The organism is Fictibacillus sp. NRS-1165 (assembly GCF_050468105.1).
Classification (GTDB): domain Bacteria; phylum Bacillota; class Bacilli; order Bacillales; family Fictibacillaceae; genus Fictibacillus_C; species Fictibacillus_C terrinigri.
This window is the reverse complement of the sequence record NZ_JBDPNU010000043.1, coordinates 91,188-106,530: the sequence shown is the minus strand read 5'-3', so window position 1 is coordinate 106,530 and position 15,343 is coordinate 91,188. Positions and strand designations below refer to the sequence as shown.

Genomic DNA, 15,343 nt, shown 5'->3' with positions numbered 1-15,343 from the left:
GAAGGTATAATTGCGAATTGAAGAAGATAGTAAGTAAAAGGAGATGTTGAACATGAAGCTGACTTTTCACGGACAATCTGCACTAGAGATTCAGACAGAAAAACATTCCATCTGGATTGATCCTTTTATTAAAGGCAATAGTACTGCTGTGGTGGATATCAAAGATGTAAAACCCGATGTGATCCTGCTGACACATGGACACAATGACCATGCGGGCGACGCGGAGGAAATCGCTAGAAAGAATAACAGTTTAATTGTTGCCCCCTTCGAGCTGGCCGAGTACTTTGGGTCAAAGGGGCTCAATGTCCATCCGATGCATATTGGGGGCGGCCGTGAATTCGAGTGGGGCCATGTCAAATGGACGCAAGCCTTCCATGGTTCCAGCTTTACTGAAGAAGATGGAACGGTCGTGTATACGGGGATGCCTGCAGGGGTTCTGTTTACCGCAGAAGGAAAGACCATCTATCATGCAGGGGACACTGCCCTGTTCTCTGATATGAAAATGATTGGTGAAAGAAACAACATCGACGTCGCGTTCCTGCCGATCGGTGACAACTTTACAATGGGTCCGGAAGATGCTGCCACGGCAGCTGAATGGTTGAACGCCAAACTTACAGTGCCGATCCATTATAATACCTTCCCTGTCATCGAGCAGGATGCGGATCTGTTTGTATCCTCATTAAAAGTGGAAGGAAAAGTCCTTAAACCGGGTGAATCCATCGAAAGATAGCTGTCTGGATAGTCTGCCTTCTTGTCATGATGCATAAGCATGGGATAAGGAGGTTTTATAATGTCCAGTAACCGTACGTTAAAAGCTTTATGTCTGTTGGCGCTTCTTGTTTACGGGATTCCACACCTGAATTTTTCAAAATTAGGCAGTCCATCTTTTATTTTTTCACTCCTTTGGCTGGCTTTTGCGTTGGTTGCATTTATAGGACAGACGAAACGTTTGTGGCTGGCATTGGGAGCGTTATCAGAAGACCCTAAACTCCACAAAAGTGAACTTCATGAGGATTCCAAAGAAACCTGGCTTAAGAATCATTGAGTTTCTGATTTATTGTCTGTATAATCTGTATTAATCATTCTTAGTAGAACAGATAAAACAGATGCCAAAGGAACGGTGGAAAACGTGGCTACCAAACATGAACAGATTATTGAATATATTGAGTCACTTGAAATCGGCTCTAAAATTTCTGTCCGGCAGATTGCCAAAGCTTTATCGGTGAGTGAAGGTACAGCTTACCGGGCGATTAAAGAAGCTGAAAACCAAGGCGTCGTCAGCACGATCGAACGTGTAGGGACGATACGAATTGAGCGTAAATTAAAAGAAAACATTGAAAAGCTGACCTTTGCCGAGGTCGTTAATATCGTTGACGGCCAAGTGCTGGGCGGCAGAGAAGGTCTACATAAAACCCTGAACAAATTTGTCATCGGAGCGATGAAGCTTGATGCAATGATGAGGTATGTCGACCCTGGCAGTCTCCTGATTGTCGGGAACCGGGAGAATGCCCATGAGCTCGCACTCAACTCTGGTGCAGCCGTACTGATCACTGGTGGGTTTGATACGACAGAAGAGGTGAAAAGGCTTGCCGATTCCCTTAAACTTCCGGTCATATCTTCAAGTTATGACTCGTTTACCGTGGCAACGATGATCAACAGAGCCATCTATGACCAATTGATCAAAAAGGAAATTGTTTTGGCTTCTGACATTTTGATACCTGCTGAAAACACTCATTTATTGACCACTTCAGATGACGTCGAAAAGTGGTACGAGCTGAATCACAAAACCCAACATAGCCGTTATCCTGTCATCGACAGCCAGATGAAGGTCGTCGGCATTGTGACTTCCAAGGATATTATTGGAATGGAAAGGTCCACATCCATCGATAAAGTGATGACCCGTTCGCCGATCACAGTCAATCACAAAACGTCAGTAGCCTCCTGTGCTCACATTATGATCTGGGAAGGGATCGAGCTTTTGCCAGTCGTGAATAACAGCCAGAAGCTCCTAGGTATTTTGACAAGGCAAGACGTTCTGAAGTCGTTGCAGATGATTCAAAAACAGCCCCAGGTGGGAGAAACGTTTGATGATCTGATCACTTCTAGCATTACCGAAGTGAAAGATGGACAAGGTCCTAAATATAAGTTTGAAGTTACTCCGCAGATGACGAATTACCTGGGAACCGTATCCTATGGCGTGATGACAACGCTCGTAATAGAAGGGGCAAGCCGGGTGCTTAGAAAAATTAAAAAAGGCGACATTGTCGTCGAGAACCTGACGTTCTATTTTATTAAACCCGTGCAGATGGAAAGTACGATTGAGATTGTTCCCCGTGTGCTTGAAGTGAGCAGAAAGTTCGGAAAAATCGATGTAGAGCTCTATCATGAAGGAGCGGTCGTCGGCAAAGCACTGCTGCTGGCTCAATTGATCGGTCACCGGTCATAAATAAAAAAGGATGGCTCAGATGGATATTACCTGAGTCACCCTTTTTTTATTCATTGTGCGGAACGAGACCTCTCCGCTTCTTCAATGGCCAGAGGCAGAAAATGCTTGTACATTTTATAACCGGCAACCATCATAAACAATCCGTAAACTGTAAAAATGATCGCGATCCAAAGCTGGATCTTGTCATCCACCATCGTAAATTCGTTCAGGCCGAATGAAAGTAAAAATAAGCCCAAAGCTGCTTTTGCTTTTGAAGCAATCCAGCTTTTTTCATAAGCAGCTTTAGATCGCACTTCTTTTACTTTATAAAAGATGTAAAATGAAAGAGAAACCACAATTAAAATCACAAATAACGGCATATTTCTTCTGACCTCCATGAAAGTAATCCAACTCCATTGTAATCGTTGAAGAAAAGAATTGCCAGAAGCTTCGGAAAGAAAAGGGAGAGATATGAAATGAAAGATAAGATACTCGATTGGATAAAAGCGTACGATAAAATTATTATTCACCGCCATATACGTCCGGATCCCGATGCACTCGGTTCCCAGGGAGGGCTTGCCGAAATCATCAAGGCAAGTTTTCCTGAAAAAGAAGTTTATCTGACAGGCGAGGAGGACCCTTCACTGACTTTTCTTGTGGAAATGGATGACATCACTGAGGAAACGTATAACGGAGCATTGGTCATTGTCTGTGATACGGCCAATTCTCCCCGCATTAGTGATGAACGGTATAAACTGGGAGAGAAACTGATTAAGATCGATCACCATCCGAATGAAGACCCATACGGGGATGTGGTATGGGTGGATACGGGTGCCAGCTCTGTGAGCGAGATGATTTATGAATGGTACGAACAAGGGAAGGATAAAGGGCTCGTTTTAAACAAGGCAGCTGCCCGATTGCTGTACGCGGGAATTGTGAGCGATACCGGCCGATTTTTGTACAGCAGTACGACAGTGAAAACCTATCATGCCGCAGGAGAACTGGTGGATATGGGAATCAACCCTCAGGAAATCTTTGATAATCTCTATAAAGTACATGAGAATACGGCCAGGCTGAATGGATATGTCCTTCAGAACTTTAAAATTGTCGATGGCTGCGCGGGGTATATTCATCTGCCGGCAGGGATTTTAAAAGAGTATGGCGTGACAGTTAGCGAAGCTTCATTGCTTGTTAACGCGTTTGCCAATGTGGAAGGGATGCTGGCGTGGGTGTTTTTCGTCGACGAGCCCGGACAGGTCAGAGTGCGTCTGCGCTCTAAAGGGCCTGTCATCAACAAGCTTGCAATGCGATACAACGGAGGAGGGCACCCTATGGCTTCAGGGGCGACCATCTATAGTGAAGAAGAGTCAAAGCGTCTCGTACAAGACCTTGTGAAGCTTTGTAAAGATTATCAGAGCTCGAATTAACAGCAAACAAAAAGACCCTGCGGATCAGGGTCTTTTCGTTTTATGATTTTTCAGGAATGAACCATGAACCGATATCCGTCACATCTTCATGAACAGGAATATTCAGCTTTATCAGTTCTTTTTTGATGAGTTCGGCTACTTCTTTTGTTTCGGCAAAGGCAGAAAAACCGTTCTGTATTTTTTTGACCTGTTCACGCGCGATTTCTTTACGATTAATAATCAAGCAAAATACCCCCTCTGTCTTGCGTTCTCTTCTAACATTTTAAACAATCTTGCATAAAATTGCTATCAGATTGTTTGAATTGTCACAAAACAGTAAATTGAGGGCGAACGTGCTTATCCTTCGGGAATAATTTTCACATGGACTTCCACGGTCGTATATAAAAATAACTGATCAACCGTCACCTTGTATTTTTCTCCGTCCACTTCATAGTTTTTATTTTCAATGGCTTTATAGAGAAGCATCCTTGTTTTATGGATGGATTCGATATCTTCTCCCAACAGGTTTTCGAGCTGATCCTGCACAGATTCAGAGATTTCGTAAATGGTTAGCTGTGAAAGCTTAAGCGTCTGGTTGTTGGTCACAAACACTTTTATTTTTTGGACGCGCAGTTTCTTTTCATTGTCTTCGTTGCTCTTTTCATAGGTGCTCTTCCATTGGGCGATCTGTTCTTTAAGATCAGCCACATGCTGGGCTTGTTTGTCTATGGTGCTGACATAATGTTCGACGGTCATGCCGTATTGCATCAGAAAAAAGAGCCATCCGATGATGAACCCCAGCATGATCCCGGAAAAGAAGCGCTGATAGCCTTTTCGGTTGAAGAAAGGAGGAATTCTCATGTTAGTTTAAATTCTCCTGTGTCAGCCATTGAAGAAGAAGCATCGCTGTATTGGCTCCTGCCATCGCGATAAATATAATAACCAGCTGTTTCACAATTTCATAGGTGGCGCCGTTTAAAAAACTGCGTTCAAAGTTTGTAATGGTATCAAACGTTCCTCCCATTGCCGCAACAATCGCCCAGATCTTCAGCTTTTTAGCAAGATCCACCGTTTCCATCAATGGTGCTTTTCCAACAAGAAAAGAGGCAAGACCCCCGATGATCGCTCCTCCAAGAATGACGCCGAAAGCGATGAAAAAGGTAATAATGATCGTGGACAGAAAATCCCTCATACGCCATCCCCCCTCTGTATCATTTTTATGGACACGCTCAAGGGAATATGCTTGTTTTCTATACGTCAGGATGGTGTATTATAATAAGAATCAAAAGAGATGTTAGGAAGTGCTGCAATGACATTTGTTCCGTTGCATATACATACAGAGTACAGTTTGCTTGAGAGCTCTTGCAGGCTAAGGCCTCTTATTCATCGGGCAAAAGAACTCGGATACCCAGCTCTTGCCATCACGGACAAGCTCAACATGTACGGAGTGATCCCCTTTTATAAGGAATGCTTGAAAGAAGGCATTAAGCCCATTATCGGGCTCGAGGTGAATCTTTTGCTTGGTCCGGTATTTGACAAACGCCAAAAACCGGAGATTGGAAAGCTTCTTCTATATTCCAGAAATAATGAAGGCTATCAGAACTTATTGAAAATCAGCACAAAACTCATGCAGGAGCCTACTGCGATGCCTTCTTTGCAAAAAGATGTAATGAAGAGCAATGCAGCCGGACTTCTTGTTATTTCTGCGGGTCCTGAAGGAGAGATCCAGCAGTTTCTCTCAAGAGGTGAAGGTGATCGGGCGAAAGAGGCTTGCAGACTATATAAAAGCTGGTTCGGCCCTCATTTTTATCTTGGGGTAGAGGACCATGGAACAGGTAAAGAAAAAACGATCAACCTCGAGGTGGAACAATTATCAAAAGAAGAGAATATAACGCTCGCTGCCACCCATGAGACGTACTACATTCATCCTGATGAAGCGGAATCACACGAAGTGCTGCTCTGTATAAAGAACGGCCAGAAGCTCAATGATCCAGACAGGGAAGTGCTGCCGACGGAGGAGTACTACCTGACCTCCCCAGAAGAAATGAATCAGCGTTTTCATCACCTGACCGGTGCCATTGAAGCCACTGGGAAGATCGCGGCGGAGTGCAATGTTCAATTGGCGTTCAACCAGCAGCTCATACCAGAGTTTCCTCTTCCAGCAGGTGTTGATTCTTCAACCTATCTAAGGAAACTTTGTTTAAAGGGAGCGGATTCACGATACGGTGAACAGGATGAAAAAGTACATAATAGGCTCGAATATGAGCTGGATATCATCCACAGAATGAGGTTCGATGATTATTTTTTGATCGTGTGGGACTTTATGAAATTTGCACATGAGTCAGGAATGATTACCGGCCCAGGGAGGGGATCGGCCGCGGGATCTCTCGTAGCCTATGTACTGCAAATTACAGATGTTGACCCAATCAAGCATGATCTTCTGTTTGAACGTTTTTTAAATCCAGAACGGGTGACGATGCCAGATATTGATATTGACTTTCCGGATATAAGAAGAGATGAAGTGCTTCAATATGTTAAGGGGAAGTACGGGGATGAACGGGTGGCACAGATCATTACATTTGGAACGCTCGCGGCTAAAGCTGCGATTCGTGATACCGCTCGAGTTCTGAATCTGCCGGGAAACCTTATAGATTCTGTATCCAAACAAATCCCTTCCCGTCCTGGCATGACGCTCACTAAGGCAGCAGAAGAGTCATTCGGTCTGCAGAGGCTGATCAAAGAATCACCTAAGGTCCAAAAGCTTCTTGAAGTTGCAGGAACATTGGAAGGCCTCCCGCGGCATGCTTCAACACATGCGGCCGGCGTGATTATAAGCGGACGCCCGTTAACGGATTACGCACCGCTTCAGGCTGGAAACGAGGGAATTCCACTGACCCAGTTCAGCATGGAATGGCTGGAAGAGATCGGGCTGTTAAAAATGGATTTCCTTGGTCTGAGAAACCTGACGCTGCTGGAGGAGATCTGCTCGCTTGTGAAGAGGGGGACTGGAAGAACCATAAACCTAAGCGAAATCCCTTTTAATGATGCGGATACCTTTGAAATGCTGAGCAGAGGAGATACGACCGGCATATTTCAGCTGGAATCCGATGGGATGAGAAGGGTGCTCCAGCAATTGCAGCCGACGGAATTTGAAGACATCGTTGCTGTCAATGCACTCTATCGGCCCGGCCCGATGCAGAACATCCCGGATTATATTGCGGGAAAACATAAGCAGCGCAGAGTAGAGTACCGCCATCCCGACCTCGAACCCATCCTGAAATCCACTTATGGCGTCATCGTCTATCAGGAACAGATTATGAAAATTGCATCAGAGATGGCTGGTTTTTCTCTTGGAGAAGCGGATCTTCTACGGCGTGCGGTCAGTAAAAAGAAGAGGGATGTGCTCGATCGGGAGCGTGAGCACTTTGTGCGCGGCTGCTTGAAAAAAGGACATGATGAGCAAACCGCAAACGGTCTCTATGACTTGATCGTGAGGTTTGCTGATTACGGGTTTAATAGAAGCCATGCTGCAGCGTACAGTATCATTGCGTATCAGCTTGCTTATCTAAAAGCCAATTATCCTCTGTACTTTATGGCTGCTCTGCTGTCCAGTGTGACAGGCAGCCCGGAGAAGATCGAACAATACATTAAAGAGTGTGCTGAGAAAAACATTACCGTAAAGCCTCCTTCAATTATTAGCAGTTTTCTCCATTTTACTGTTGAAGGAGATTGTGTTAGATTTGGTCTGTTGTGCATAAAAAATGCGGGTTATCAAGCCATCAAGCACATTATTGCTGCAAGAGAGCAGCGTCCGTATCAAGATCTGTTTGATGTTTGTGCTAATGCTTCTGCCAAAGCAGTTAACAAGCGAACGCTGGAATCCTTGATCTTCGCTGGAGCGCTGGACGACTTTGGCCAGGACAGAGCTTGTCTCCTCGCCACTCTGGACCGCGCGATGGAATATGGGCACAAGGTGCAGGCTTACCGTGAAGAAAACCAATTTCAGCTGTTTGAAGAAAAGGACAGCTTGAGGAAGCCGGAATATGTGGAAGTGCCTCCTTTTAAAGAGGCAGAACGTTTGAAGTTTGAACAAGAGGCGCTCGGTTTTTATTTGTCCGGCCATCCGCTGAAAAAATTCCAGTCTGTACTCGACAGTTTTGATGCTGTTACAATCGGTCAGGCAATTAAACAAAGCGCCAGATCTGCTGTGCGTTTAGGCATCATGGTCACGAAAGCGAGAACCATCAAGACGAAAAAAGGGGAGCTCATGGCTTTCTTATCTGGAAGCGATGAGTCTGGGGAAATAGAGTTTGTTGCCTTTCCCAAGGCTTACAAAGCCTATCATGAACTTCTGCAGAAGGGGCAATTTTTACTGGTAGAAGGAACGATTGAGGAGAAAGACGGAGCCAGACAGGTACTGCTCAATAAAGCAGGCGAGCTCACATCGCTGAGCCATCGGGAAGAGGTTCAAGTACGAAAGCAAGTTCTCTATCTTAAAATACAGGAGAACCTGTCTTCCTCCCGTTTGAACCATCTCAAGGATCTGCTGGGATCAAGCAACGGAAATGCCGAGGTTATTCTTTATTATGAACAGGACAGGAAAAGTGTAAAGCTGTCCCAATTGATCGCCCCGACCGCTGGCCTTCTCACGAAAATTAAAGAGCTCATAGGGGCAGATAACGTGGTTCTGAAAGGGAAGTAATGTCTTTACAGCTTGCATGCATCTGTTATAATAAATAAGTCATAAGTCAATGGTGGTCTGACCACCAAGCAGATTGTATCATTATTGCAAGAGCACAGCATTGCCAGTGTTGGACATTGCTTCACCCAACCCTTTGATATACTTAATTTAATAAAATTAGGAGATGAAATGATGTCTATTTTACGAGAAGAAGCCCTGCATATGCACAGAGTGAACAAAGGAAAGCTGGAATCGACTCCTAAAGTTCCTGTCAGAAATGCGAAGGATTTGAGTCTTGCTTACTCTCCGGGAGTGGCAGAGCCGTGCAAAGATATCTATGATGACAAGTCCAAGGTCTATGAATATACGATGAAGGGCAATACTGTTGCTGTAGTTTCCGATGGTACTGCAGTTCTTGGGCTAGGAAATATCGGCCCGGAAGCCGCGTTGCCGGTAATGGAAGGGAAGGCTGTTCTTTTTAAAAGTTTTGCAGGCGTTGATGCGTTTCCTATTTGTCTGAACACAACCGACGTGGATAAGATAGTTGAGACAGTTAAGCTTCTTGAGCCAACATTCGGAGGTGTGAATCTTGAGGATATCGCAGCCCCTAATTGCTTCCTTGTTGAAGAGCGCCTGAAAAAAGAAACCAATATTCCAATCTTCCATGATGATCAGCATGGTACAGCGATTGTGACGCTGTCAGGCCTCGTTAACGCATTGAAACTTACAAAACGTACGATGTCCGAAATCAAAGTGGTTGTTAATGGCGCGGGCGCAGCTGGGATTGCTATCATCAAACTGCTGGACCGTTTCGGTGTAAAAGACATCGTGATGTGTGATACTAAGGGTGCGATCTACGAAGGCCGTCCGTTTGGTATGAACAGCGTGAAAAGCGAGGTTGCCAAGTTTACGAACCGTTCGAAAAAAGAAGGCTCCCTGAAAGAGGTAATCGCCGGAACTGATCTATTCATCGGTGTATCCGTAGAAGGGGCATTAACGGAAGAGATGATCCGTTCGATGAGCGAGAATCCGATTATTTTTGCAATGGCTAACCCGAATCCTGAAATTATGCCGCAAAATGCCAGAGAAGCAGGCGCGATGGTCATTGGGACAGGCCGTTCAGATTTTCCTAACCAGGTAAATAACGTACTTGCCTTCCCGGGGATTTTCCGCGGTGCTCTTGATGTAAGGGCAACACACATTAACGAAGAGATGAAAATCGCTGCGGTTAACGCGATTGCTAATCTTGTTGCCGAAAGTGAATTAAATCCGGATTATGTGATTCCGGCTCCATTTGATCCTCGTGTGGCACCTGCTGTGGCAGCTGCGGTTGCGAAAGCAGCTATGGAAACAGGAGTTGCGAGAATTAAAGTGGATCCTGAGAAAATCGCTGAAAAAACGATGCAGCTTTCATTGATTGGAAAAGAATAATAGGTTCTCAAGGGAGGCTGGACAGTTGTCAGGCACATCTGAAAAAGTCTATGTTGAGATCTTAAAAAAGATTAAAACAATTATAGAAGAAGACAATCTTCAGGCCGGTGACAAGCTCCCATCAGAACGTGAACTCACGGACCGTCTGCATGTTGGACGGTCTTCCGTAAGAGAAGCGCTCCGGTCACTGGAGCTTCTTGGACTGATTGAAACCAGACGGGGAGAGGGTACGTTCATCAAACCTGCTACTGGGCACCGGCTTGTTGAGGTGCTTGCTTCATTCATTTTGCATGACAAAAAAGCGAAGCAGAACCTTTTGGAGACAAAATCCATCATTCTCCGTGACTGCATTGAACTTGCGGTAAAACGGATAAAAGATAAGGATGTTGAGTTCTTAAATGTCCTGCTTCAACAAATGCATGAAGAAGATGATTCAGGTCAGCTTCAGAAGCTCTCCTATCAGTTTAAGGATGCTGTTATTCGATTGTGCGATAATCATTTGCTGTACAGGCTATGGATTGAACTGTCCGGTTATGGTTCATCGCTTCACGGGAAAACGTTTTTTCCTGACCCAGGGGACTGCTCGCAAATTATGGAGCATTTAAAAAACGGGGACAGCATGAAAGTTATTCAGCTAATGTCTCGTGAACTGTGACATTAATTTTATAGTATGGGTGGTGTAATTTTGTTAAAAGATTTTTTCGCCAAGAAGAAGAAATATGCCACGATTCCAACCGAAAGAATGAAACAGGATGTACCTGAGGGGCTCATGACTAAATGTCCTGAGTGCAAACACATCATGTACACAAAAGAGCTGAAGAAGAATCTGCTCGTATGCCAGTCTTGCAGCTATCATTATCCAATGTCGTCGTATGAGAGAATTGGAAGCCTTATAGATGAAGGCAGTTTTACAGAATATGATCAGGATATGATATCAGAAAACCCGCTTGAATTTCCGGGGTATCTCGAAAAATTAGACAGCGACAGAAAAAAAACAAGGATCAACGAAGCGGTTGTTACCGGTGATGGCACCATAAACAGCCACCCGGTCGTTATCGCTGTCATGGATTCACGCTTCAGGATGGGCAGCATGGGCTCGGTCGTTGGAGAAAAAATTACAAGAGCGATCGAAAAAGCCATCGAAAAAGAGACGCCATTTCTTATTTTTACTGCTTCTGGCGGAGCACGAATGCAGGAAGGAATACTCAGCTTAATGCAGATGGCAAAAACAAGTGTGGCACTTAAAAAGCTGAGCGACCGCGGGCTGTTATTCATTTCGGTGATGACGCACCCTACAACCGGCGGCGTTTCTGCAAGCTTTGCATCGGTTGGAGATTTTAATTTTGCAGAGCCAAGAGCCTTGATCGGCTTTGCCGGACGCAGGGTAATTGAGCAGACGATCCGTGAAGATCTGCCTGAAGATTTTCAGACGTCGGAGTTTTTGCTTAAGCATGGTCAGCTTGATAAAGTCATTCCAAGAGACGAAATGAAAGAAACATTAACTACGGTATTAAAAATACATTCGGGAAGGAGGGAATAGACATGGTCGGTGAATTAGAGTTTGAACGTCCGATTACGGAGCTTAAAAAGAAGATTGCTGAGTTAGAGTCATTCATGAAGGAAAAAGGAATTGATTTAACAGACGAGATCAGTTCTTTGGAAGAACGGCTGAGTGCACTTCAAAATGATACGTATGAGAATATGACTCCTTGGGACCGTGTTCTTGTTGCCCGCCATCCCGAGCGTCCTACAACGCTTGACTACATTCCTTACTTGTTTACAGACTTTATAGAACTTCATGGAGACCGTCTTTTTGGAGAAGACCAAGCGATAGTAGGCGGTATTGGAATGTTCCATGGCCAGCCGGTAACTGTCATCGGCCAGCAGCGGGGAAGAGACACAAAAGAAAACATCCGCAGAAACTTTGGGATGCCTCATCCAGAAGGTTACCGCAAAGCTCTTCGATTGATGAAACAGGCTGAAAAGTTTTCCCGCCCGATCATCTGCCTTCTTGATACAAAAGGAGCATTTCCCGGGAAGTCAGCGGAAGAACGCGGTCAGAGCGAAGCTATCGCAAGGAACCTTGTGGAGATGGCAGGGCTAACAGTACCGGTTATCTGTATTATTATCGGTGAAGGAGCCAGCGGCGGCGCCCTTGCTTTAGGAGTGGGAAACCATGTTCACATGCTGGAAAACTCCTGGTACTCGGTTATATCTCCGGAAGGTGCTGCTTCTATCCTTTGGAAAGATTCCACAAAAGCGAAACTAGCTGCAGAATCAATGAAAATTACAGCTCCGGATTTAAAAGAGCTCGGAGTAATCGATGAAGTCATCGAAGAAGTGAAAGGCGGCGCCCATCATGATGCCGCTGAACAATCAAGGCGCATAGACGCGTGTTTACAGGAATCCCTGGCCCAGCTCGAAAAAATGTCAGAACAGGAGCTTGTTGAACAGCGATATGAAAAGTACAAAAAAATGGGACAATTTACGTTTGTAAACGGTTCCATTGCGATGAATTAAGGAATGTGCTTTCTCCCTAGTGAGAGAGCGCATTTTTTGTCTTTTGTTGTCTATTGTGCTGAAGTTTTGAACATGATATTTTAATAAGATGAGAATACTTGAGAGGTGGAAATAAGATGAAGCGAATTGGGGTTCTTACAAGTGGAGGAGATTCACCAGGTATGAACGCTGCCATTCGTGCTGTAGTTCGTAAGGGGATTTTTCATGATCTTGAAGTTTATGGCATATACAATGGCTATTCAGGATTGATCTCGGGTAATATTACAAAGCTTGAGGTTGGTTCTGTAGGGGATATCATTCATAGAGGCGGAACAATGCTTCGCACTGCGCGATGTGAGGAGTTCAAAACACCAGAAGGACAAGCCAAAGGGATTGAACAGCTGAGGAAATATGGAATCGAAGGCCTTGTCGTCATCGGAGGCGACGGTTCGTTCCAGGGAGCGAAGAAGCTCACTGAGCACGGTTTTCCTACGATCGGGCTTCCGGGAACAATTGACAATGATATTCCGGGAACTGACTTTACCATCGGATTTGACACAGCATTAAATACAATCATTGAAGCCATCGATAAGATTCGAGATACGGCTACTTCCCATGACAGAACTTATGTTATTGAAGTCATGGGCCGGGATGCGGGCGACCTTGCTCTTTGGGCAGGCCTTGCCGATGGTGCAGAATCCATTCTTATTCCTGAAGAAAAACATGAGATGGAACAGATCATCAACCGGTTGAAATTAGGGATCGAGCGCGGCAAGAAGCACAGTATTATCATTGTTGCAGAAGGTGTTTGCAGCGGAGTTGAAATCGGCAAGCAGATCGAGGAAAAAACAAACTTGGAGACACGGGTAACCGTATTGGGGCACATCCAGCGCGGAGGTTCTCCTACGGCATTTGACCGCGTGCTTGCAAGCCGTCTTGGTGCCAGAGCTGTAGAATTGCTGCTCGAAGGCAAAGCCGGGCGTACGGTTGGTATGCAAAAAAACGTATTGGTAGATCATGACATAACCGAAGTTCTTGCAAGCAAACACCAAATTGACCGGGGCATGTACCGTTTATCTCAAGAACTATCTATCTAATTCAATAAATGCATGTTAGCGAAATGCAAAATACAGGAGGAACACCCATGCGTAAAACAAAAATAGTCTGTACGATCGGACCTGCAAGTGAAAGTGTAGAAAAGTTGACACAGCTCATCGAAACAGGTATGAATGTAGCTCGTCTAAACTTTTCACACGGAGATTTTGAAGAACATGGAGCGCGTATCAAAAACATTCGAGAAGCAGCGGCCAAGCTTGGCAAGACTGTTGCGATACTTTTGGATACGAAAGGCCCTGAAATCCGTACACAAACACTTGAAGGCGGCGTTGCAGAACTGCAAGCCGGGGAAGAGCTTGTTATCTCGATGGAAGAAGTTATGGGAACAAGCAAGAAGATTTCTGTAACCTATCCAGGTCTTGTTGATGATGTGCACGTCGGATCTAAAATCCTGCTGGACGATGGCTTGATCGAGCTTGAAGTTACGAACATTGGTTCCAAAGAAATCACAACAAAGATTTTGAACAGCGGAACATTAAAGAACAAAAAAGGCGTAAACGTTCCGGGCGTAAGTGTAAAGCTTCCTGGAATCACTGATAAGGACGCGAAGGACATTGAGTTTGGGATTGAGCAGGGAATCGATTTCATCGCTGCTTCCTTTGTGCGCCGTGCAACGGATGTTCTTGAGATCCGTGAGATTCTTGAAAAACACAATGCACAAAGCATCCAGATCATTCCTAAGATTGAAAACCAGGAAGGTGTCGAGAACATCGACGAAATCCTTGCGGTATCTGATGGCTTGATGGTAGCCCGCGGTGACTTAGGCGTTGAGATTCCCGCTGAGGAAGTGCCGCTTGTACAAAAAATGCTGATCAAAAAATGTAATGAACTTGGGAAGCCTGTCATTACAGCTACTCAAATGCTTGATTCCATGCAGCGCAACCCTCGTCCGACACGTGCGGAAGCGAGTGACGTGGCGAACGCCATCTTTGACGGTACGGATGCCATCATGCTTTCAGGTGAAACAGCTGCAGGAACGTATCCGGTTGAAGCGGTCCAAACGATGCACAAGATTGCAGAACGTGCAGAATCTGCTTTAGATTATCGTAACATCCTGTCTCAGCGAAGCAAGGAAAGCAAAACAACGATCACAGACGCTATTTCTCAATCGGTTTCCTTTACAGCGTTAAATCTTGAAGCGGATGCAGTCATCACTGCGACTGAACGAGGAATGACAGCACGGATGATCTCTAAATACCGCCCTAAAGCACCTCTCATTGCTGTAACAAGCCATGAAGACGTGATGAGAAAACTATCTCTTGTATGGGGAGTATATCCTGTAAAGGGCAAGAAAGCCGATACAACAGATGAAATGTTCCAAATCGCGATCGATTCTTCACTCGAGAGCAACTTGGTCGCACATGGAAACATCGTCGTAATTACGGCTGGAGTTCCTGTCGGTAAAACAGGTTCAACCAACCTTCTGAAAGTTCACGTGATCGGTGATGTTCTTGCAAAAGGGCAAGGGATTGGACAGCAGTCAGCGACTGGTAAAGTGGTTGTTGCACGCAATGCAGAAGAAGCCACAAAAGTAAATGAAGGTGATATCCTTGTTACGATCGGAACCGACCGTGAAATGATGTCAGCGATTGAAAAGGCAGCAGCCATCATTACTGAAGAGGGCGGATTAACTAGCCATGCTGCAGTAGTCGGCATCAGCTTGGGAAAACCGGTTATCGTGGGTCTTCAAGATGCTACAAAGCTTCTAAAAGACGGACAGGAAATCACGGTGGACGCTTCTAAAGGCGATATCTATGACGGGCGCAAAAACGTTTTATAATCTAT

The 15,343-nt window shown here is 45.1% G+C and carries 15 protein-coding genes; 11 read left to right on the top strand and 4 right to left on the bottom strand.

Features of this window, described 5'->3' with window-relative positions; translation table 11 throughout:
* Positions 1-52: 52 nt before the first annotated feature.
* The 3 genes from ABHN01_RS18520 (at position 53) to ABHN01_RS18510 (ending at position 2,446) form a co-directional block, all read left to right on the top strand.
* Positions 53-730, top strand: coding sequence for a metal-dependent hydrolase (locus ABHN01_RS18520; RefSeq protein WP_429876731.1), 678 nt, complete (start codon positions 53-55; stop codon positions 728-730).
* A 60-nt stretch (positions 731-790) separates the two neighbouring features.
* The gene (locus tag ABHN01_RS18515; RefSeq protein WP_429876730.1) at positions 791-1,045 is read left to right on the top strand and encodes a hypothetical protein; all 255 of its coding nucleotides are present in this window, start codon (positions 791-793) and stop codon (positions 1,043-1,045) included.
* Between the two features lie 84 nt (positions 1,046-1,129).
* Positions 1,130-2,446, top strand: coding sequence for a DRTGG domain-containing protein (locus ABHN01_RS18510; protein WP_429876729.1), 1,317 nt, complete (start codon positions 1,130-1,132; stop codon positions 2,444-2,446).
* 50 nt (positions 2,447-2,496) lie between these two features.
* Here ABHN01_RS18510 and ABHN01_RS18505 read toward each other — a convergent pair whose 3' ends face one another.
* The gene (locus ABHN01_RS18505; protein WP_290398717.1) at positions 2,497-2,805 is read right to left on the bottom strand and encodes a YtpI family protein; all 309 of its coding nucleotides are present in this window, start codon (positions 2,803-2,805) and stop codon (positions 2,497-2,499) included.
* 96 nt (positions 2,806-2,901) lie between these two features.
* Between ABHN01_RS18505 and ABHN01_RS18500 the strand changes: the two genes are divergently transcribed.
* Positions 2,902-3,852: a DHH family phosphoesterase gene (locus tag ABHN01_RS18500; protein ID WP_429876728.1), complete on the top strand. Its 951-nt coding sequence runs from the start codon at positions 2,902-2,904 to the stop codon at positions 3,850-3,852.
* Positions 3,853-3,892: 40 nt separating this feature from the next.
* Here the strand turns inward: ABHN01_RS18500 and ABHN01_RS18495 are convergent, their stop codons facing one another.
* The 3 genes from ABHN01_RS18495 to ABHN01_RS18485 form a co-directional block, all read right to left on the bottom strand.
* Positions 3,893-4,075 (bottom strand): hypothetical protein, encoded by a 183-nt coding sequence (locus ABHN01_RS18495; protein WP_290398719.1) that lies wholly within the window; start codon positions 4,073-4,075, stop codon positions 3,893-3,895.
* A gap of 113 nt (positions 4,076-4,188) precedes the next feature.
* Positions 4,189-4,692, bottom strand: a complete 504-nt coding sequence (ytrI, locus tag ABHN01_RS18490; RefSeq protein ID WP_290398720.1) for a sporulation membrane protein YtrI — start codon at positions 4,690-4,692, stop codon at positions 4,189-4,191.
* 1 nt (position 4,693) lies between these two features.
* On the bottom strand, positions 4,694-5,023 hold the full coding sequence (locus ABHN01_RS18485) for a YtrH family sporulation protein (RefSeq protein WP_053357578.1): 330 nt from the start codon (positions 5,021-5,023) through the stop codon (positions 4,694-4,696).
* 117 nt (positions 5,024-5,140) lie between these two features.
* Between ABHN01_RS18485 and ABHN01_RS18480 the strand changes: the two genes are divergently transcribed.
* From ABHN01_RS18480 to pyk, 7 genes are all read left to right on the top strand, one after another.
* Positions 5,141-8,533 (top strand): DNA polymerase III subunit alpha, encoded by a 3,393-nt coding sequence (locus ABHN01_RS18480; protein ID WP_429876727.1) that lies wholly within the window; start codon positions 5,141-5,143, stop codon positions 8,531-8,533.
* A 171-nt stretch (positions 8,534-8,704) separates the two neighbouring features.
* Positions 8,705-9,943 carry an NAD(P)-dependent malic enzyme gene (locus tag ABHN01_RS18475; protein ID WP_429876726.1) on the top strand — a complete coding sequence of 413 codons (1,239 nt, stop codon included), beginning with the start codon at positions 8,705-8,707 and terminating at the stop codon, positions 9,941-9,943.
* A gap of 25 nt (positions 9,944-9,968) precedes the next feature.
* Entirely contained in the window at positions 9,969-10,598 is a 630-nt protein-coding gene (locus tag ABHN01_RS18470) for a FadR/GntR family transcriptional regulator (RefSeq protein ID WP_429876725.1), read from the top strand.
* Positions 10,599-10,628: 30 nt separating this feature from the next.
* Complete coding sequence (gene accD / locus ABHN01_RS18465; RefSeq protein WP_290398724.1) at positions 10,629-11,483, top strand: acetyl-CoA carboxylase, carboxyltransferase subunit beta; 855 nt, start codon at positions 10,629-10,631, stop codon at positions 11,481-11,483.
* A 2-nt stretch (positions 11,484-11,485) separates the two neighbouring features.
* Entirely contained in the window at positions 11,486-12,463 is a 978-nt protein-coding gene (locus ABHN01_RS18460) for an acetyl-CoA carboxylase carboxyltransferase subunit alpha (protein ID WP_429876724.1), read from the top strand.
* Positions 12,464-12,579: 116 nt separating this feature from the next.
* On the top strand, positions 12,580-13,539 hold the full coding sequence (gene pfkA / locus ABHN01_RS18455) for a 6-phosphofructokinase (protein ID WP_429876723.1): 960 nt from the start codon (positions 12,580-12,582) through the stop codon (positions 13,537-13,539).
* A gap of 47 nt (positions 13,540-13,586) precedes the next feature.
* Positions 13,587-15,338 carry a pyruvate kinase gene (pyk, locus tag ABHN01_RS18450; protein WP_429876722.1) on the top strand — a complete coding sequence of 584 codons (1,752 nt, stop codon included), beginning with the start codon at positions 13,587-13,589 and terminating at the stop codon, positions 15,336-15,338.
* Positions 15,339-15,343: the final 5 nt, after the last annotated feature.